This window comes from Streptomyces sp. WP-1, assembly GCF_030450125.1.
Classification (GTDB): Bacteria; Actinomycetota; Actinomycetes; order Streptomycetales; family Streptomycetaceae; genus Streptomyces; species Streptomyces incarnatus.
On sequence record NZ_CP123923.1, the window covers coordinates 1,992,128 to 2,010,535 of the forward strand.

General features: G+C 69.4%; 15 protein-coding genes. 4 read left to right on the forward strand and 11 right to left on the reverse strand.

The features are described from left to right. Positions 1-83 precede the first annotated feature (83 nt). Positions 84-2,810, forward strand: a complete 2,727-nt coding sequence (locus tag QHG49_RS08495) for a SpoIIE family protein phosphatase/ATP-binding protein (protein WP_159705955.1) — start codon at positions 84-86, stop codon at positions 2,808-2,810. A gap of 163 nt (positions 2,811-2,973) precedes the next feature. Here QHG49_RS08495 and acnA read toward each other — a convergent pair whose 3' ends face one another. Further along, positions 2,974-5,691 carry an aconitate hydratase AcnA gene (gene acnA, locus QHG49_RS08500; RefSeq protein ID WP_145486612.1) on the reverse strand — a complete coding sequence of 906 codons (2,718 nt, stop codon included), beginning with the start codon at positions 5,689-5,691 and terminating at the stop codon, positions 2,974-2,976. A gap of 365 nt (positions 5,692-6,056) precedes the next feature. Here acnA and QHG49_RS08505 point away from each other — a divergent pair, with 365 nt between their 5' ends. Further along, a complete protein-coding gene (locus tag QHG49_RS08505) occupies positions 6,057-7,013 on the forward strand; it encodes a DUF4232 domain-containing protein (RefSeq protein ID WP_301488295.1) in 957 nt (318 codons plus the stop codon). A 31-nt stretch (positions 7,014-7,044) separates the two neighbouring features. Here the strand turns inward: QHG49_RS08505 and QHG49_RS08510 are convergent, their stop codons facing one another. Then, positions 7,045-7,533, reverse strand: coding sequence for a rhodanese-like domain-containing protein (locus tag QHG49_RS08510; protein ID WP_301488296.1), 489 nt, complete (start codon positions 7,531-7,533; stop codon positions 7,045-7,047). Between the two features lie 237 nt (positions 7,534-7,770). On the opposite strand from QHG49_RS08510, the gene QHG49_RS08515 reads away from it, so the two are divergent. Then, positions 7,771-8,220, forward strand: a complete 450-nt coding sequence (locus QHG49_RS08515) for an Lrp/AsnC family transcriptional regulator (RefSeq protein ID WP_145486615.1) — start codon at positions 7,771-7,773, stop codon at positions 8,218-8,220. Between the two features lie 170 nt (positions 8,221-8,390). Further along, the gene (locus QHG49_RS08520; protein WP_037655348.1) at positions 8,391-9,920 is read left to right on the forward strand and encodes a UDP-N-acetylglucosamine 1-carboxyvinyltransferase; all 1,530 of its coding nucleotides are present in this window, start codon (positions 8,391-8,393) and stop codon (positions 9,918-9,920) included. 111 nt (positions 9,921-10,031) lie between these two features. Here QHG49_RS08520 and QHG49_RS08525 read toward each other — a convergent pair whose 3' ends face one another. From QHG49_RS08525 to QHG49_RS08565, 9 genes are all read right to left on the reverse strand, one after another. Next, a complete protein-coding gene (locus QHG49_RS08525) occupies positions 10,032-10,304 on the reverse strand; it encodes a hypothetical protein (RefSeq protein WP_301488301.1) in 273 nt (90 codons plus the stop codon). Between the two features lie 192 nt (positions 10,305-10,496). Beyond that, on the reverse strand, positions 10,497-10,769 hold the full coding sequence (locus tag QHG49_RS08530) for an AlpA family transcriptional regulator (protein ID WP_301488302.1): 273 nt from the start codon (positions 10,767-10,769) through the stop codon (positions 10,497-10,499). Beyond that, positions 10,766-11,494 carry a hypothetical protein gene (locus tag QHG49_RS08535; protein ID WP_301488305.1) on the reverse strand — a complete coding sequence of 243 codons (729 nt, stop codon included), beginning with the start codon at positions 11,492-11,494 and terminating at the stop codon, positions 10,766-10,768. Before QHG49_RS08535 ends, QHG49_RS08530 begins: the two co-directional genes overlap by 4 nt. A 209-nt stretch (positions 11,495-11,703) precedes the next feature. Beyond that, the gene (locus tag QHG49_RS08540) at positions 11,704-12,588 is read right to left on the reverse strand and encodes a hypothetical protein (protein ID WP_301488307.1); all 885 of its coding nucleotides are present in this window, start codon (positions 12,586-12,588) and stop codon (positions 11,704-11,706) included. Further along, the gene (locus QHG49_RS08545) at positions 12,585-14,636 is read right to left on the reverse strand and encodes a hypothetical protein (protein WP_301488309.1); all 2,052 of its coding nucleotides are present in this window, start codon (positions 14,634-14,636) and stop codon (positions 12,585-12,587) included. The genes QHG49_RS08540 and QHG49_RS08545 overlap by 4 nt, the downstream gene beginning before the upstream one ends. 107 nt (positions 14,637-14,743) lie before the next feature. Beyond that, complete coding sequence (locus QHG49_RS08550; protein ID WP_159705933.1) at positions 14,744-15,670, reverse strand: hypothetical protein; 927 nt, start codon at positions 15,668-15,670, stop codon at positions 14,744-14,746. A gap of 147 nt (positions 15,671-15,817) precedes the next feature. Then, positions 15,818-16,474 carry a Crp/Fnr family transcriptional regulator gene (locus tag QHG49_RS08555; protein ID WP_145486622.1) on the reverse strand — a complete coding sequence of 219 codons (657 nt, stop codon included), beginning with the start codon at positions 16,472-16,474 and terminating at the stop codon, positions 15,818-15,820. 180 nt (positions 16,475-16,654) lie between these two features. Then, the gene (locus QHG49_RS08560) at positions 16,655-17,890 is read right to left on the reverse strand and encodes an MFS transporter (protein WP_145486623.1); all 1,236 of its coding nucleotides are present in this window, start codon (positions 17,888-17,890) and stop codon (positions 16,655-16,657) included. Beyond that, a complete protein-coding gene (locus QHG49_RS08565) occupies positions 17,890-18,408 on the reverse strand; it encodes a GNAT family N-acetyltransferase (protein WP_145486624.1) in 519 nt (172 codons plus the stop codon). Before QHG49_RS08565 ends, QHG49_RS08560 begins: the two co-directional genes overlap by 1 nt.

Genomic DNA, 18,408 nt, shown 5'->3' on the forward strand with positions numbered 1-18,408 from the left:
CGGCGGTTCCACCCCCTAGAACACATGTCCAATCCGTGGACGGAGCGTGGCCACGGAGCGGACCCCGGTGCTACAAATGCGGCATGTCGGACACCGTTGCTCGGCTCAGACGCCTGCTGTGGCGATCTGTGATCGGCGGGAGGCAGTGGAGCGTCGCCAAGCAGGTCTTCCTGCTCCAGGTGGCCCTCGTGGTGCTGCTGGTGCTCAGCGGCGTGCTCGCCCTCTTCCTCCAGTCCGAGCGGGACACCCAGGCCGAGGCGCGGCGGCGTTCCGTCGCCGTGGCGGAGACCTTCGCCCACTCCCCCGGCGTCCTCCAGGCGCTGGCGGCCCCCAAGCCCTCCAAGGTGCTCCAGCCGCTCACCGAGGCGGGGCGCAAGGCGGCCGGGGTCGACTTCATCGTCGTCATGGACACGCACGGCATCCGCTACACGCACCCGATGCCCAGCAAGATCGGCCAGCGGTTCGTGGGCACCATCGCGCCCTCGCTGGCCGGGCAGGTCTACACGGAGAGCGTGCACGGACCGCTGGGGCGCGAGATGCAGGCCACCGTGCCGATCGAGGACGCGCACGGCAAGGTGACCGCCCTCGTCTCCGCCGGACTCAAGGTCAAGAACGTCACCAACGAGGTGGACCGGCAGATCCCGATCATCCTGACCGCCGGGGCGGGCGCGCTCGCCGTGTCCACCGGCGGCACCGCGCTGGTCGGGCGGCGGCTGCGGCGGCAGACGCACAGCCTCGCCCCCGACGAGATGACCCGGATGTACGAGCACCACGACACCGTGCTCCACTCGGTGCGTGAGGGCGTCCTCATCGTCGGTGACGACGGCCTGCTGCTGCTCGCCAACGACGAGGCCCGGCGCCTGCTGCGGCTGCCGCCCGACGCCGAGGGCTCCCACCTGTCCGAGCTGCCCGGCCTCGACCCCGAGACGGTGGAGCTGCTGGCCTCCGGGCGCGAGGCCACCGACGAGGTGCTGTTCGCGGGCGAACGGCTGCTCGCCGTCAACCAGCGGCCCACCGACCGCGGCGGAGCCCCTGGCGGCACCGTGGTGACCCTGCGGGACACCACCGAACTCCAGGCACTGTCCGGGCGCGCCGAGGTCGCCAGGGAGCGGCTGAAGCTGCTCTACGACGCCGGGCTCGGCGTCGGCACCAGCCTGGACGTGCGGCGCACCGCGGAGGAGCTGGCGCGGATCGCCGTACCGCGCTTCGCGGACTACGTCACGGTCGACCTGGACGACGGGATCCTGCACGGCGAGGAGCCCGCGCCCACGGCGGCCACCCTGCGCCGTATCGCCGTGCACGGCATCCGGGGCGACCATCCGCTGTACGAGCGGGACCGGCTGATCGCCTTCAAGCCGTTCACCCCGCAGGCCCGAGGCTACGGGTCCGGCCATTCCGAACTGGTGCCCGATCTGGCCGCCGCGACGGACTGGCGGGCCCAGGACCCGCAGCGCACCGAGAACATCCTGGAGTACGGCATCCAGTCCCTGATCTCGGCCCCGATCCGGGCCCGCGGGGTGGTGCTGGGCATCGCCAACTTCTACCGGGCCAAGCGCGACCCCTTCGACGAGGAGGATCTGACGCTGGCGGACGAGCTGGTGGCCCGCGCCGCCGTCAGCGTCGACAACGCGCGCCGTTTCGCCCGTGAGCACACCCTCGCGGTCACCCTCCAGCGCAGCCTGCTGCCGCGCGCCCTGCCCGAGCAGAGCGCCCTGGACGTCGCCTACCGGTATCTGCCGGCCCAGTCCCAGTCGGGGGTGAGCGGGGACTGGTTCGACGTGATCCCGCTGCCGGGCAGCCGGGTGGCGCTGGTGGTCGGCGACGTCGTCGGGCACGGGCTGCACGCCGCCGCCACGATGGGCCGGCTGCGGACCGCCGTACACAACTTCTCGACCCTCGACCTGCCGCCCGACGAGCTGCTCAGCCATCTGGACGACCTGGTCGGGCGCATCGACCAGGACGAGGGGGACGGGGAGGACTCGGGCGCGATCGTGGGGGCCACGTGCCTGTACGCGATCTACGACCCGATCACGCGCCGGTGCGCCATGGCCCGCGCCGGGCATCTGGCGCCCGCCCTGGTGCATCCCGACGGCAGCGTCACCTACCCGGAGCTGCCCGGCGGTCCGCCGCTCGGCCTCGGGGGCATGCCGTTCCAGACGGCGGAGCTGGAGCTGGCCGAGGGGACGCAGCTGGTGCTGTACACCGACGGTCTGGTCGAGGACCGCAACCGCGACCTGGACGAGGGCCTCGAACTGCTGCGGCGGGCGCTGGCCGGGCATCCCGACCGCTCCCCGGACGCGAGCTGCGGGGCGGTGCTGGAGGAGCTGCTGCCGCAGGGGCCCAAGGACGATGTCGCGCTGCTGGTGGCGCGGACCCGGGTGCTCACGTCGGACCAGGTGGCCGAGTGGGACGTACCGGCCGATCCGTCCGCCGTCGCGGGGCTGCGGCGGGCCGTGACCGAACGGCTGGAGGAGTGGGGGCTGGACGAGCAGGCGTTCGGCATGGAACTGGTGCTCAGCGAGCTGGTGACCAACGCGATCCGGTACGGCTCCGAGCCGATCCGGCTGCGGCTGATCCGGGACCGGGCGCTGATCTGCGAGGTGGCCGACGGGAGCAACACGTCGCCGCATCTGCGGTACGCGGCGACGACGGACGAGGGCGGGCGCGGGCTGTTCCTGGTGCAGCAGATGACGGAGCGGTGGGGGACGAGGTATTCGCCGCAGGGGAAGGTGATCTGGGCGGAGATGGCGCTGCGGGGGGCTCCGCCGGCCGGGCCGGAGCTGACGCTGGACTCGTTCGACGCGATCTGAGGTCGGGTTCGCGGCGATGGGGGTGGGTTCGGCGGTGGGTGGCCGGGTGCGGGTCCGTCGTGGCTTGTCGCGCAGTTCCCCGCGCCCCTGAAAGACAAAGACACAAGAGAGGGCCGCACCCCCGTCAACAGGGGCGCGGCCCTCAACCGCGGTTACCGATCGCTTACTTGCGGATCAGGCTGCGCAGGACGTACTGCATGATGCCGCCGTTGCGGTAGTAGTCGGCCTCGCCGGGGGTGTCGATGCGGACGACCGCGTCGAACTCCACACCGGTGTCGGTGGTGACCTTGACCGTGCGCGGGGTGGTGCCGTTGTTCAGCTCGGTGACACCGGCGAAGGAGAAGGTCTCCTCGCCCGTCAGACCGAGGGACTCGGCCGAGGCGCCCTCGGGGAACTGGAGCGGCAGCACGCCCATGCCGATGAGGTTCGAGCGGTGGATGCGCTCGTACGACTCGGCGATGACGGCCTTGACGCCGAGGAGCGCGGTGCCCTTGGCCGCCCAGTCACGGGACGAACCGGAGCCGTACTCCTTGCCCGCCAGGACGACCAGCGGGATGCCGGCGGCCTGGTAGTTCTGCGAGGCGTCGTAGATGAAGGACACCGGGCCGTCGGCCTGGGTGAAGTCGCGGGTGTAGCCGCCCTCGGTGCCCGGCGCGATCTGGTTGCGCAGGCGGATGTTGGCGAACGTACCGCGGATCATGACCTCGTGGTTGCCGCGGCGCGAGCCGTAGCTGTTGAAGTCGCGGCGCTCCACACCGTGCTCGGTGAGGTACTTGCCGGCCGGGGTGTCGGCCTTGATGGCGCCGGCCGGGGAGATGTGGTCGGTGGTGACCGAGTCGCCCAGCTTGGCCAGCACGCGGGCGCCGGTGATGTCGGCGACCGGGGCCGGCTCCATGCCCATGCCCTCGAAGTAGGGGGGCTTGCGCACGTAGGTGGACTCGGCGTCCCACTCGAAGGTGTTGCCGGTCGGGACCGGGAGCGACTGCCACTGGGCGTCGCCCGCGAACACGTCCTGGTAGGACTTGTTGAACATGTCCTCGCCGATGGCGCTGGCGACGACCTCGTTCACCTCGGCCTCGGAGGGCCAGATGTCCTTCAGGTAGACCGGGTTGCCGTCCTGGTCGGTGCCCAGGGCGTCACGGGTGATGTCCACCTTCATGGAGCCCGCGATGGAGTACGCGACGACCAGCGGCGGGGACGCCAGGTAGTTCATCTTGACGTCGGGGTTGATGCGGCCCTCGAAGTTCCGGTTGCCGGAGAGGACCGAGACCACGGCGAGGTCGTGGTCGTTGACCGCCTTGGAGACCTCCTCCGGCAGCGGGCCGGAGTTGCCGATGCAGGTGGTGCAGCCGTAGCCGACCAGGTTGAAGCCCAGCTTGTCCAGGTACGGCGTGAGGCCGGCCTTGTCGAAGTAGTCGGTGACGACCTTCGAGCCCGGGGCGAGGGTGGACTTGACCCACGGCTTGCGGGACAGGCCCTTCTCGACCGCCTTCTTGGCGACCAGGGCGGCGCCGATCATGACGTACGGGTTGGACGTGTTGGTGCAGGAGGTGATGGCCGCGACGGTGACCGCGCCGTGGTCGATCGTGTAGGTCGAGCCGTCGGGGGCGGTGACCTGGACCGGGTTGGACGGGCCGCCGTTCGGGCGGACGGCCGGGGAGTCGGAGGCCGGGAAGGACTCCTGGCCCGCCTCGTCCACGACGTCCACGTAGTTGAGGACGTCCTGCTTGAACTGCTCGGCGGCGTTCGCGAGGACGATGCGGTCCTGCGGGCGCTTCGGGCCGGCGATGGAGGGGACGACCGTGGCGAGGTCCAGCTCCAGCTTCTCGGAGAAGTCCGGCTCGGCCTTCGGGTCCAGCCACAGGCCCTGGGTCTTGGCGTACGACTCGACCAGCGCGACCTGCTGGTCCGAACGGCCGGTCAGACGCAGGTAGTTGAGGGTCTCGTCGTCGATCGGGAAGATCGCGGCGGTGGAGCCGAACTCCGGCGACATGTTGCCGATGGTGGCGCGGTTGGCCAGGGAGGTGGCGGCGACGCCCTCGCCGTAGAACTCCACGAACTTGCCGACGACGCCGTGCTTGCGCAGCATCTCGGTGATCGTGAGCACGAGGTCGGTGGCGGTGGTGCCGGGCTGCAGCTCACCGGTGAGCTTGAAGCCGACGACGCGCGGGATCAGCATGGAGACCGGCTGGCCGAGCATCGCGGCCTCGGCCTCGATGCCGCCGACGCCCCAGCCGAGGACGCCGAGGCCGTTGACCATGGTGGTGTGCGAGTCGGTGCCGACCAGGGTGTCGGGGTAGGCCTTGCCGTCGCGGACCATGACGACACGGGCCAGGTGCTCGATGTTCACCTGGTGCACGATGCCGGTGCCCGGCGGGACGACCTTGAAGTCGTCGAACGCGGTCTGGCCCCAGCGCAGGAACTGGTAGCGCTCGCGGTTGCGGCCGTACTCCAGGTCGACGTTCTGCTTGAACGCGTCGGCGGTGCCGAACTTGTCGGCGATGACGGAGTGGTCGATGACCATCTCGGCCGGGGAGAGCGGGTTGATCTTGGCCGGGTCGCCGCCGAGGGCCGCGACGGCCTCGCGCATGGTGGCGAGGTCCACGACGCAGGGCACGCCGGTGAAGTCCTGCATGATCACGCGGGCCGGCGTGAACTGGATCTCCTGGCTGGGCTGGGCCTGCGAGTCCCAGCCGCCGAGGGCACGGATGTGGTCGGCGGTGATGTTCGCGCCGTCCTCCGTGCGGAGCAGGTTCTCCAGCAGGACCTTGAGGCTGTACGGCAGGCGGGCCGAGCCCTCCACCTTGTCCAGCCGGAAGATCTCGTACGACTCGTCGCCCACCTGCAGCGTGCTGCGGGCGTCGAAGCTGTTCGCCGACACGACAGTCTCCTTCATTGATGTGCGCCTACCACCGTCAATCCTGCCGCCACGCCGGTTTGGCCCTTCCAGTAAGGTCAGGCTAAGTTAGGCTTGCCTTACTGGGGTGGCGGCTACGGTGCGCCTCGGCAGATATCTCGATGTCGAGATAACTCTAGTACATGGGTGCCGGATGGTCATGCCGGGGCGGCCCCTGCCGCCAGGATGTGCTGCGCCGCGCCTCGCCGCGGTTTCGACGAGGGCGCGGTCCGCGTGATGTCCGACGCGGGCAGGACCGGCCGCTTTCCTTGTCGGGCGGGTGCACGCTGATGGCCGGAACTGTGGCTTCCGCCATGGCCCGGGGGGCGGAGCGCTGATGGGATGCGCGGATGCGCACTGCCACCTCCTCGCTCCTTTCCGCCGCCGTTCCCGCCGTCGCCGCGCTTCTGGTGCTCACGGCGTGCGGGTCCGAGCAGGTGGGAGTCTCCGGCGCGGCGAGACCGGGGTCTGGGTCTGAGTCCGGCTCCGGGTCTGCGGTTCCCGTGTCCGATCCGCCCGTGGACGGTGTCCGGATCACGTCGGTGACGATCCCCGCCGCGACCCCGAGCCCCATCCCCTCCGACCACGTGGTGCACGCCGATCCGCTCCCGGGCGCCGACTCCGGGATCTCGGCCGCGTACGAGGTCACCAACAGCGGCACCCGGGCGCTGACGTACACGGTCCTGTTCGAGTTCACCACGGACAGCGGCGCGGTCATGGGCAACCACTTCGAGACCGTGCGCTCGGTCGCCCCGGGCGCGACGAGGCGCGGCACGGTACGGCTGGGACCGCCGGCCCCCGGGTCGTCGCGGGTCGGCCGGGTCGAGGTCGCCCGGGTGACCCGGGTGCCCGCCGCCGAGGCACCGCCCGCGCCCGGCGTGTGCCCGCCCTCCGGCATCCGTCTGACCGCCGACGACGGCGACGCCGCGATGGGCCTGCGCGTGGTGGGCCTGCGCCTGGAGAACTGCGGCAAGCGCGACTACCCGCTCGACGGGTACCCGCGGCTGGACCTGCTGGACGACGACCTGGCGCCCGTCCATGGCGTGCGGATCCTTGACGGGAGCGGCGGCATCAGCACCGGCACCGGCTTCGACGACCCGGCCCGCCCGCTGGTCCTGAAGCCCGGCGAGAGCGCGGTCTCGGGCCTCATGTGGCGCAACACCACGGAGTTCGGTACGGCGGTCGACGTCCCGTACGTCAGAGTGCGGGCGAAGGAGGGCGCCGCGCCGGTGACGGTCACGCCCCACCTCGACCTCGGTACGACGGGCAGGCTGGCGGTGCGGGCCTGGACGCGCGAGGCGTCGTAGGACCCGGTCCGTCCGCGTCCGCGGCCGTAGGTCAGCAGCCGCAGGTGGCCGCGACCGGGGCGACCAGGGGGTCGGCGTCGCGGCGCTCCGGGCCCCGCGAGGTCTCGTAGGCGAAGCCCTCGCGCACCCAGTACTCGAAGCCGCCGAGCATCTCCCTTACCTGGTAGCCGAGTTCGGCGAGGGCGAGGGCGGCACGGGTGGCGCCGTCGCAGCCGGGGCCCCAGCAGTAGGTGACGACGGGGACGGCCCGGTCGAGCAGGGCGGGGGCCTGTGCGGGGATGAGCGCGGTGGGGAGGTGGACGGCGCCGGGGATGTGCCCCTGGTCCCAGGAGCCGGTGGAGCGGGAGTCGAGGAGGACGAAGCCGGGGCCGCCGGGGGCGGCGAGGGCGGCAGCCACGTCGGCGACGTCGGTGTGGAAGCGGAGGGAGGCGCGGAAGTGGGCGGCGGCTTCGGTGGGGGTGGTGGTTTCGGCGGGGGTGGCGGGGGCGGTCGTGGGGGTGGCGGAGGCGGTCGTGGACATGAGGGTGGGGCCTTTCTTGTCGGCGGGGCTTGGCTCTTGGTCCGGCAGGGTGCGGCTCTTGGTCCGGCGGGGCGCGGCTCTTGGTCCGGCGGGGCGCGGCTCTTGGTCCGGCGGGGCTCGGCGCTGAGGTGGTCCGGCCCTCCGGCTAGAAATCTACGGACCGCGATCGACGTTCTGAAGGTTCGATCCACGGCGATGTCACCCGTTCGGCCGGGGAATCCGTGCTATTTCTCGACCATGACCGCGATATCACTGGACGCCATCGACTGGCGCATTCTCGACGCCCTCCAGCGGGACGGCCGGACCAGCTTCGCCGACCTCGCGCGGGCCGTCTCCATGTCGGCCAGCGCGGTCACGGAACGCGTGCGGAGGCTGGAGGAGGCCGGGGTCATCAGCGGCTACGCGGCGGTCGTGGAGCCGGAACGGGTCGGGCTGACGATCCTGGCGTTCGTACGACTGCGCTATCCGAACGGCAACTACAAGCCGTTCCACGACCTGGTCGAGGCGATGCCGGAGATCCTGGAGGCGCATCACGTGACGGGTGACGACTGCTTCGTCATCAAGGTGGCGGCACGCTCGATGCGCCACCTGGAGGAGATTTCCGGCCGAATCGGTGTCCTGGGGTCCGTGACGACCAGCGTCGTCTACTCGTCCCCGCTCCCCCGTCGCGCCATCGCAGCCCCGTAATCCCATGGCCTCATCGCCCCATCGGCGGCCAAATCCGTAATGAGCGGCATTACGGAACGAATCGCCCACGCCCTGCACACCCCCGGGGAACCCGCAGGTCATTGACGCGCCATCACCCAAATGGACCCCCCAGCGGGGCGCCATCTCATATCTGAGATAACCTCAACCTCATGGCAGACGACTACCTCGTACGCATCGGCAAGCTCATCCGTGACGCCCGGCAACACCGGGGCTGGACGCAGACGCAGCTCGCGGAGGCGCTCGGCACCAGCCAGAGCGCGGTCAACCGCATCGAGCGCGGCAACCAGAACATCAGCCTTGAGATGATCGCCCGCATCGGTGAGGCTCTGGACAGCGAGATCGTATCGCTGGGCTACGCGGGCCCGATGCATCTGCGGGTCGTCGGCGGCCGACGGCTGTCCGGCGCCATCGACGTCAAGACGAGCAAGAACGCCTGTGTGGCCCTGCTCTGCGCGTCCCTGCTGAACAAGGGGCGCACGGTGCTGCGCCGGGTCGCGCGCATCGAGGAGGTGTATCGCCTGCTGGAGGTGCTCAACTCCATCGGCGTGCGCACCCGCTGGATCAACGACGGGGTCGACCTGGAACTGGTCCCGCCGGCCGAGCTGGAGATGACGGCGATCGACGCCGAGGCGGCCGTACGCACCCGTTCCATCATCATGTTCCTCGGCCCGCTGCTGCACCGCATGGACCAGTTCAAGCTGCCGTACGCCGGCGGCTGCGACCTCGGCACCCGGACCATCGAGCCGCACATGATCGCGCTGCGCCGGTTCGGGCTGCAGATCGCGGCGACCGAGAACCAGTACCACGCGCAGGTGGACCGCACGGTCAGCCCCGACCGCCCGATCGTGCTGACCGAGCGCGGCGACACGGTGACCGAGAACGCGCTGCTGGCCGCGGCGCGGCACGACGGCGTGACCGTCATCCGCAACGCGTCCTCCAACTACATGGTCCAGGACCTGTGCTTCTTCCTGGAGGCGCTGGGCGTGAAGGTGGAGGGCATCGGCACCACCACGCTGACCGTGCACGGTGTGCCCAACATCGACGTCGACGTGGACTACTCGCCCTCCGAGGACCCGGTCGAGGCGATGAGCCTGGTGGCCGCGGCGGTGGTCACCGAGTCCGAACTCACCGTGCGCCGGGTGCCGATCGAGTTCCTGGAGATCGAGCTGGCGGTCCTGGAGGAGATGGGCCTGGACCACGACCGCTCGCCGGAGTACTTCGCGGACAACGGCCGTACCCGCCTGGTCGACCTCACGGTCCGTCCCTCCAAGCTGGAGGCGCCGATCGACAAGATCCACCCGATGCCGTTCCCGGGCCTGAACATCGACAACGTCCCCTTCTTCGCGGCGATCGCGGCGGTGGCCTCCGGCCAGACCCTGATCCACGACTGGGTCTACGACAACCGGGCGATCTACCTCACCGACCTCAACCGCCTCGGCGGCCGCCTCCAGCTCCTCGACCCGCACCGCGTCCTCGTCGAGGGCCCCACCCGCTGGCGCGCCGCCGAAATGATGTGCCCCCCGGCCCTGCGCCCCGCGGTCGTCGTCCTGCTGGCGATGATGGCGGCGGAGGGGACGTCGGTGCTGCGCAACGTGTACGTCATCAACCGGGGTTACGAGGACCTCGCGGAGCGCCTGAACTCGATCGGGGCGCAGATCGAGATCTTCCGGGACATCTGACACACGGATGCCGCCGCACCTCGTCCTGCCCCGCTGAGGAGCGGGCCGAACGAGGTGCGGCGGCATCCCTGGGCTCGCAGTCCTCACACGGCCCCCATCTGACGCCAGAACCTACGCCCTGGCGAACGCCCTGCCCGCGACGACATTCGCGATCACCACGTAGACGACCGCGGGGATGCCGTAGTCGAGGAGCACCTGGAGGGTGTGCCCGGAGACGTGGAAGAGACCGATCGACCACCCGGCGAGCCAGTCGGCGGCGGAGTGGAACCAGCCGACGACGGTGTTGCCCCGGTTGGCGTGGAGCAGGTCCATGAGAATCCAGACGACCAGGATGCCCGCGAGCACGTGGGCCACGGTTCGTATGACGGAGTCGATGCCTCTCATGGACTGCGTTTTGCCCGCGGCCGCCCGGATAAACAGCCGCGCGGTCCCATGACGGCAGCCTCGCCTGGCTCTCCCGCCCCTGCGCCGCCGCTCGGTCCGGAAGGTAGCGGGGGAAGGTGGGGCGATGGCGCCGTGCGTGCCAACGGTGTTGACCGACCGTGCACCAACGCCTTCGTGAGCCGAGGTCGGCCGTCAGTCGAAGAGAGTGAGCGCGATTCCATCGGCGATTTCGTCGGCGAAGACCGGACGCTCCTCGATGCCCAATGCCTGCAGCAGGTCCACCGTGAGCACCCGGTGGCGTCGGCCGACCCGGACAGTGGGGCAGGGAAAGGTGTCCTCGGCGACAAGCCGGTAGGCGGTGTCCAGGCACATGCCGAATGCTCTGGCCGCCGTTCTCAAGTCGATACTGACCGGAAGGTTGAAGATCTCACGGAAGGTAAGAGGGGACTCGGCGTGGCCGCTCATCCCTTCCTCCCGACGCGCCGCAGGGAGATCTTGGCGACCTGACGGCCTCGGTCCTGGTATCGGGCGCCCTTGGCTGTCCCGGCCATGTTCCATGTCTGGGCCAGCGCACCGAGCCGCACGCCTTCCACACGGTGGGCAGGGACGGCGATTCGTACAGGCGCCGAAAATCCGAACGACCCCTCAGGCGGGTCGTCATACATTTCCCAGGGACCTTCCGCATCCCATTCGACGGGAGCACGTCGGGAGGTCTCCACGTCGTCCACGACCGTCTCGGCGCGGGCGGCACGCCATAAAGCCCATGCCCGCGAACAGGCTGAGCGCAACACCTGACCGCCGGGGTCGGAACTGTACGCTTCGACCCCGTCCAGCGCTTCGAGATAGCAGGTGACGAGCTCGGCCTCCACTTCTCCCCGATCGGCACGGCACGACCGGGCGATTCTGAACGCGGACCGTCGAAGCCCCGGAAGGCCCAGCCACACCACCGCCAGCGGCCAGCCGACCCCGTCGTCCCCGAGACGCCGGCGTTCCGCGATCTGGCGCCACAGGTCGGAGCGCACGGCGGGGCGCATGGACCGGTCATAGAGCGCCTGGCGGGCCTGAGGCAGGGAAAGAGGAACGGCAAGTTCTTCAGTTTCTTCGCGAAGTCGAAGTCTGGGCGTCGGGTCACTGTCGGCACAATTCCGTTCGACGGTGACAAAGATTCCGGGGTGCGGGGGTAGCGGCATGGGCTCCTCCTGGACGAGTCGTGTGCGGGTTCCGGGATTTCCTCAAGGTTCCCGGAGATCTGCACATCGGTCTGTTCCCGAAGCTCGCACAGGGGGTGACTGCGATCACATTCAGGTGGCGCCCGGAGCACCATATGCGAATGGACGGGCATGCTGTCCGTAGACGCATACCCGTCCATTCATTCGAGATCCGAGTTTTACTGCCGGGGTCAGAGGGGCGCGCTGGGGACCGGCCGACCCAGCGCAGAGATGCGATCACGCAGGATGTAGGAGATCTCCTTGCGTTCCTGGTCGGTCAGCTTCCCGAGCAGGGCAGCCAGTTCCTCCTGCCAGTCGGTGCGCGGCGGACTGAGCAGGGTCGGGTGATCGACTGCCCAGTCCAGCACCTGTCGCACTTGGTCGGGGTGCCTGAGCAGCCAGAGCGCCGCGAGGGACACCGGGCCGGCGTGCAGCGCCTGGAGGCAGAACTCGTACTCTCCACGCCGACTGGGAGTCCAGGAATAGCGAACACCCTCGCCTTCCTCCTGCCCGAGGAGGAGTTCCTCACCGCTTTCCCGGAGCCGCACATCGAACACCCGGTAGCTCAGGCCCGTCTCCTCCATGCGTTGCGGCATGCCGAGATGCTGCATGATCTCGGGAGCGCCGAGCCCGTTTCCTGCCACCATCTGGGCCTCCGCCAAGTGGTGCAGGGAGGCCGTGAGATGCGTGCGGACCACATGCCAGCCGTGCACAGTCCTCGTACGAACGACACGCACAGGGTCGTGGACCCACCACGACACCCACAGATCCACGGACTCCGTGCCGTACACGGTGGGAAGGCCGACCGCACGCGTGTCCACGTGCTCGGTCCCATCCACCCGGAAGGCCTCGGTATAGGTGCCGCCGAGAGCAGGTGCGGCAGCTTCGTCGGGCACGGGCGCGTACGCGCCGACGTCCTCGGGGTCCCCACGGCGGCCGAGGAGGAAGTAGTCTCCCGTGCCGTCTCTGAGTACCAGGGACCAATCCTTCGCGGCGAACCAGCGATGACTGAGGATTTCCCGCCAGGGCGGCTTTGACGCCCTGTGGTAGAGCCGCTCGGTTGTTTCGTCGTTCATGACCGTCTCCCGGTATCGCCCTCGCGCCATCTGCTGAGCGCAGCACGTGCCACTTTCAGCCCCGCCCAGCCATCGCTGCCTCGCTCGTCCATCTCCACGAACAGTCGGAATTCGCCGAACTGCATGGAACCGGCCAAGACGGTGAACAGGTTTTCCACCGCCCGGAACAGGATTTCGTCCCATTGCCCCCATTCAGCCCAGCGCAGCAAGTCGGAACAGGTGGAGTCGAACGAGCTGTCCAGGTTCAGTGCGTGCCGAACGGTGTCGGCGATCAGCCCGGCTTCAGGAGCCTCTTCGGCGAGTTTCCGCTGGAACCACGAAGGGGATCTCAGTAGCTGGCTGAACAACACGAGCAAGGGCTCTTGGTCGAACTCCTCGGTGCTCAGCCACTCAAGAAGCCGACCGAACACCTTTTCCTCGTTGCCGGCCTGGAACAGGTTCAGGACCGCTGCGCGCACCGCCATGAACACCCGTTCGTCCTCCCCCTCTCCCGCGCGAAACTGTCCGCCTGAGATGAGGGTGCGCAGGAGCTGAAGTGCCAGGTCCGGGCGCGCCAGCCCGAACTCCGCAGCGCATGCGTACGCCACCGTGGTTCTCAAGGTGGAGCTGGCTGCCAGGCTCCAGCGCTGGAGGCGATAGCGCACCTCGCCGACCAGCACGGGGTCCTCGGCCGCGATACCCAGCGCGTGCGCCGCGATGAGGCGGCTGGTCGTACGCTCGGACTCGGCCAGAGCCTGGATGTGCCGCAATGCCCGCCGTCCGCCTCCCCAGCTCGCCGCTCTGCCCATGACCTGACCTACCGGCAAGGTCAGCTCAGCGGCGCGGTTCACCTCCCGCAGCCATTCGACCAAGAGATCCGACAACTGCCCGTACTCTCGCCACACGTGCCTGAGCACCGCTTCGGCCTGCCGGTGCCTGACGAACACAACCGGCTCCACGCTGTGCGCGTAGGAGCCCCCGGTGCGGATCTCGCGCGTTTGCCGAGAAGCGCGGACAGCGTGCAGCAGTTCCGTCAGGGAGCGCCGGAAGACGAAGTCCGGATTGGGCCGTTCCGCGTTCTCGGCTCCCTGGGCGTCCGTCGCCGGCAGCATGGCCGCCAGACGCCCGTTCGACAACTTCAGCAACCGGTCCGCCTCCTCCCGGAGGATCCGGTAGTCCAGCCGCTCGAAGACACAGGCAGCCAGCAGGAAGGCCAGGGCGTCAGGCTCATCGCGTAACCCCTGGATGAATGCGGGGACTTCCCGCTCGGCCCGGTAACTCAGCCGGGCCTGTAGGTCACCGAGCGCGTTCGGGTCACCGTCCGCCGCCACGAGGGTCGCCACCAGTTCGACCACTTCGGCCGGCACCAACTCGGGTACCAGCAGGTCTCCCAGACCATGGTTCTGGTCCAGCGCCGCAAGCAGGCGTTCTCGTTCGAGTTGACTCGGGACAGCGGCTTCGAAGTGACTGGCGAACACCAAGGCAGGCCGCGGCGGTACACACTCGGTGGGTCTGACGTGGAGGTCCTGTTCGAGTCGACGCAGCAGAGCCGCGTCATCGGGCAGGACGATGACCATGCATGCCCCGGCTCGCTCCAGCAGCGACCGCACATGCCCCAGGACACCGGGCCCCAGCGGCCGGGTCGGGAACAGTCCGTCCATCAGGTAGCCACGGGCCGAAGTGTCGGTGGGTTGCCAGCGGTCCAGCTCCGCGACGCTGTCCAGGGCGCGCAACGGAGCCTCCTCCCCACAGTTCGCACGCAGTAGATTGAGCGCCGCCGTGCGGCGGCCGGAGCCCGGCCGCCCGGCAAGGAAAAGCAGTCCCTGGCTCAGCTGTTCCAGAGCGGTGTCGAACCATTCGGGTTCCGCGAACCCGAATGCCGCCGCCTGCACTTCGGCCTCCGGGATCGGCCCCTCGCGCACCCTGGCCGCTTGCCGCCCCCGTCCCTCGCCGGCGGGCCCGTTGTGCACACGTTGACCGCCGTGTACAGAGCCGGCGTTGAGATTCGCATAGGGCGCGTACACGACCGGGCCTCGGGTGCCTGCCGCCCCGCCGATGGCGTCGATCAACTCGGAGACGTCGTGCTCCGCCTCCGTGGGAAGCTCCTCCTTCTGGGACGAGTCCTCCGGCGACGTGCCAGGTCCAGGCTCTTTGGGAGCCGCCTGTGCATCCGCGGTCACTGCCGGCCCTGATACTTGTCGCCGCGGACCTGGTCTCCCTGGAAGCCACGGACGTGACCGGCCTTGTTGCCTGTCACGTGATCCCCGGCGACGTGGGAGTTGGAAACGCTCTGCCCACCGTGGACGGTGCCCGTGTTGATGTTTCCGTTCGGGGCACTGTTCCGCACATGCCGGCTCTCTCGCTCGCCGGCCTCCACCGGAGGGGCAGCCTTCTCCAGGGACGGCTCCTGAGCGACGTCACCGGCCGGAATCTCCTCGTGCAGCGGTCCGGACGGCTGGGGTACGTAGATCCAGGCCCGCTGGAAGAACGGCTTGCCGTCGACCGTGGCGGCCACCTCCACGAAGTGATCGGGGTGGCGGCCGGTGTACCCGCTGGCGACCGCCTCCTGGAAGCAGCGATCCGAGAGGATGGCCGCGACATGCGTGATGTTCGCCTTGTGCGAGGCGAGCACAGCTTTCACGGGGCGGGAATCGAGCAGTCGGTGCGTGTCGTTGCGTGCCGTGCCGTTGCCGCTGAACTCGTCACCGGTGTCGGGCAGCGGGCCGATGTGCAGGCTGACTCGGAGTCTGATGGGTGCTACTCCGTGAGACAGGATGTTGTGGTCCGTCAGTACCTCCTGCAGCGTGAGCAGGAGAGGATGGACCACGAAGGGCATCAGCGAGGGGTCGAAGCCGAGTACATAGCCGTCGCCCGTGGAGGCGGGGAACTTGCGGTCGTTCCAGAGTTCTCCCAGTTCCGCTCTGATAAGCGCCGTCCTGAGAAGTTCGGGTACAACACGGCTGATGACTTCGTGCTCGATGGCCGGTCGCCCCGTGAAGTCCTTGGCATCCACGGCAAGGATGCCCCGGTACGGGGGCAGCGGGCGGCTGCGGCTGTACGAACCGGCCATTCCCCGAGGCAATTCGCCGATGTGCTCGTGCATGTCGCTCCTCTGTGAAGGCCGCCCGGCCGAGACAGGCCGGGCGACGACGCCGTACGTGCGGTGGTCGTGCGTCTTGAGCTTCACAGCGGTCGCGTATTCGCTCCGTTCCACAGGCACAGACGGAACGTGACGTGGGACACTCGGCCGTCACATGCCAGTGCTGCCGGCGAGGGTCTTTCTCAAGTCTTCGACATTGATCACATTTATCCGGCTCTTGGCGACCCTCACTTGATCCGTTCCCAGCTGCAGCAGTGCCTTGGTGACGGACTTGCGTCCCACTCCGATGTGCTGGGCCATCTCCTCTCTGGTCAGCGGAAAGGACCGCACGCCGCCGGAGAGTTCGACAAGGCGAAGCAGCGCCGCGGCGAGGCGTTCGTGCACAGCGCCGTCATAAATCTCGGCCTGTTCCCGCAGTCGATGGGACGCCAACACGGCCAAGGTGTACGCAAGCCCGCGCTCGTCCACGAAACGGTGGAAATCTTCAGCGGGGATCACAGATGCTTTGCATTTGCTCATCGTCTGCACATCGGCCAGCCGCACCCCTCCCTGCTGCAGCGCCATCTCGCCCAGGATCTCCCCCGGTCCGCGGAAGGCGAGCAGTCGCTGCCGCCCGTCCCGGTCGGTTCGGACCACTTTGACCAGTCCACTGATCAGGGCGAGCACATGAGTCCCTCGCTCACCCTGCCGTAACACGGTTCGGTCCGTCGGATACGTCCAGGACGGATACCGCGTCAGCCCCAACCAGTCCTCGTCCGACACAAGATCCCGAAGGGCCGGTACCGAGAAGGAACGATCTTCGCTCATGCGATCACGCTAAAGGAGACACGTGATGCATATGTACGGAATTCCTCATTCCGCGTTATGCCACCTCGATGAGGCCGGAACTCTCCCACACGGCAACATCGCGCTGACGTCGACCGCCGACACACCGGCATCAGGTCCGGCGTCTCCGGCGCGGGCAGGGAGTTCGGCGCGCAGGGGTGGCTACGCGGCGCTGCCCTCTCGGTTGTCGTCGGTCATCGAGGGCAAGGGACTCATCTGAGGCTCCGGGGTGGAGCGGATGTTCCAGGGGATCCGGATCGCGGTGGCGGTGACCGCGAGGGCCGAGGCGGCGACCACTGCCATGCCCAGGGTGAGGCCGCCCGCCGTTGCCACGAAGCCGATCAAGGCGGGGCCGGCCAGTAGGCCCGTGGTGCCCATGGCGGCGACCAACGACAGGGCGTCGGAGCCCCGTTCGGCGGCGGCGACGTACACGCACGGCGTGATGGCGGCCGCGCCGAGGCCGACGCAGGCGAAACCGAGGAGCGTCGCGGGCACGCCGCCGGTCAGCAGGGCGAGGCCCAGTCCGGCGGCGGCCAGTGCGCTGCCCGCGCGCACCACCGGGCCGTCGCCCCAGCGGTCGCGCCAGCGGTCGGCGCAGGCGCGGGCCAGGAGCATCGTCGCGGAGACCACCGCGATGCCCAGCGGGGCGACCGTCGAGGACGCCTTGACGGTGTCCTTGAGGTAGAGGGTCGACCAGTCGTTCATCGCGCCCTCGGTGATCGTGCCGAAGGTCATGGCGCAGCCCATGAGGAGGGTCAGGCCGGAGGGGAGGGACCGGCGTCGCGTGCGCTGTTTCCCCGTGGCCGCCGTCGCCGTCGCGGTCTCCGTCGGCGCGGGCGCGTCGGGGAGCAGGCCGCGGCGGGCGCACACCGGCAGGAGCAGCAACACCGCGCCGGCGACGGCGAAATGGGCCGGGACGGAGGGCGTCAGGCTGGTGACCCCGGAGGTCAGGAGGGCCGCGGTGAGCAGGCCCGCGCTGAAGGTGGCGTGGAGCTGGGACATGGCCGTGCGGTCGTACGACGACTCCAGTGCGGCGCCCTGCGCGTTCATGGCGACGTTGAGGCAGCCGACGGCGACCCCGTCGGCGCAGACCGCGAGAAGGGCCAGGGGGTAGTTCGGTACGACCGACAGCGCGGCCAGTACGACGATCAGGGCCAGCGCCGACGCGAGCGACAGGGTGCGGGAGCCCAGGCGCCGCATCAGCACCGCGACCAGCGGGAACGCGGCCGCCGCGCCCGCACCGCAGGCCATCAGGAGGAGGCCCACTTCCCCGGCTCCCAGATCGAGGCGGGCCTTCAGCGCGGGGAGGCGGGAGACCCAGGTGCCGTACTGGAAGCCGAGGAAGCAGAACAGGGCCGCGATCGACCACTTCGCGCGGGAGAAGGAGGGGGTGGGCATCAGGACGTCCTCAGCGCTTCGCGGGGCAGACGGGCCGACATGTAGAGGGCGTCGGCGCCGTAGGCCGACGGGACGGGGGTCTCCGGGTGGGGCGCGTAGCCGTTCGCCCGCCAGAAGGTCTCCTTGCCGGCCACCGCGATCAGGGAGACCGTCTCGAAGCCGCGGTCCCGTGCCGTCTCGGTGACGTGGCGCACCAGGCGGCTGCCCAGTCCCCTGCGGCGCAGCGGAGCGCTGACGACCAGGTCGTGCAGATGCAGGTTGGTGGTGTCGTGGCGGGTGTGTTCGGGGCGGGTCGGGTCGGGGCAGTGCGGGCGGGGGTAGGGCAACGTGAGGGTGTAGCCCGCCAGTTGACCGTCCACGGTGAGGGCGAAGCAGGTCGCGGGTGAGGCGGCGGCGCGGGAGCGCAGCAGATGCTCGCCCTCGGCGAGGGAGAGGTGCGCGTACGCCTCGTGTTCGAGGGCGGCCAGCGCGGGCCAGTCGGGGGCCGCTATCTCCCGGATGCGTATGTGGTCGTTCAT

Bases quoted from the DNA above. Each gene is read 5' to 3' on its own strand.
- QHG49_RS08495 (WP_159705955.1), top strand. From the start codon at position 84: ATGTCGGACACCGTTGCTCGGCTCAGACGCCTGCTGTGGCGATCTGTG.
- QHG49_RS08505 (WP_301488295.1), top strand. From the start codon at position 6,057: ATGCGCACTGCCACCTCCTCGCTCCTTTCCGCCGCCGTTCCCGCCGTC.
- QHG49_RS08510 (WP_301488296.1), bottom strand. From the start codon at position 7,533: ATGTCCACGACCGCCTCCGCCACCCCCACGACCGCCCCCGCCACCCCC.
- QHG49_RS08515 (WP_145486615.1), top strand. From the start codon at position 7,771: ATGACCGCGATATCACTGGACGCCATCGACTGGCGCATTCTCGACGCC.
- QHG49_RS08520 (WP_037655348.1), top strand. From the start codon at position 8,391: ATGGCAGACGACTACCTCGTACGCATCGGCAAGCTCATCCGTGACGCC.
- QHG49_RS08525 (WP_301488301.1), bottom strand. From the start codon at position 10,304: ATGAGAGGCATCGACTCCGTCATACGAACCGTGGCCCACGTGCTCGCG.
- QHG49_RS08530 (WP_301488302.1), bottom strand. From the start codon at position 10,769: ATGAGCGGCCACGCCGAGTCCCCTCTTACCTTCCGTGAGATCTTCAAC.
- QHG49_RS08535 (WP_301488305.1), bottom strand. From the start codon at position 11,494: ATGCCGCTACCCCCGCACCCCGGAATCTTTGTCACCGTCGAACGGAAT.
- QHG49_RS08540 (WP_301488307.1), bottom strand. From the start codon at position 12,588: ATGAACGACGAAACAACCGAGCGGCTCTACCACAGGGCGTCAAAGCCG.
- QHG49_RS08550 (WP_159705933.1), bottom strand. From the start codon at position 15,670: ATGCACGAGCACATCGGCGAATTGCCTCGGGGAATGGCCGGTTCGTAC.
- QHG49_RS08555 (WP_145486622.1), bottom strand. From the start codon at position 16,474: ATGAGCGAAGATCGTTCCTTCTCGGTACCGGCCCTTCGGGATCTTGTG.
- QHG49_RS08560 (WP_145486623.1), bottom strand. From the start codon at position 17,890: ATGCCCACCCCCTCCTTCTCCCGCGCGAAGTGGTCGATCGCGGCCCTG.
- QHG49_RS08565 (WP_145486624.1), bottom strand. From the start codon at position 18,408: ATGAACGACCACATACGCATCCGGGAGATAGCGGCCCCCGACTGGCCC.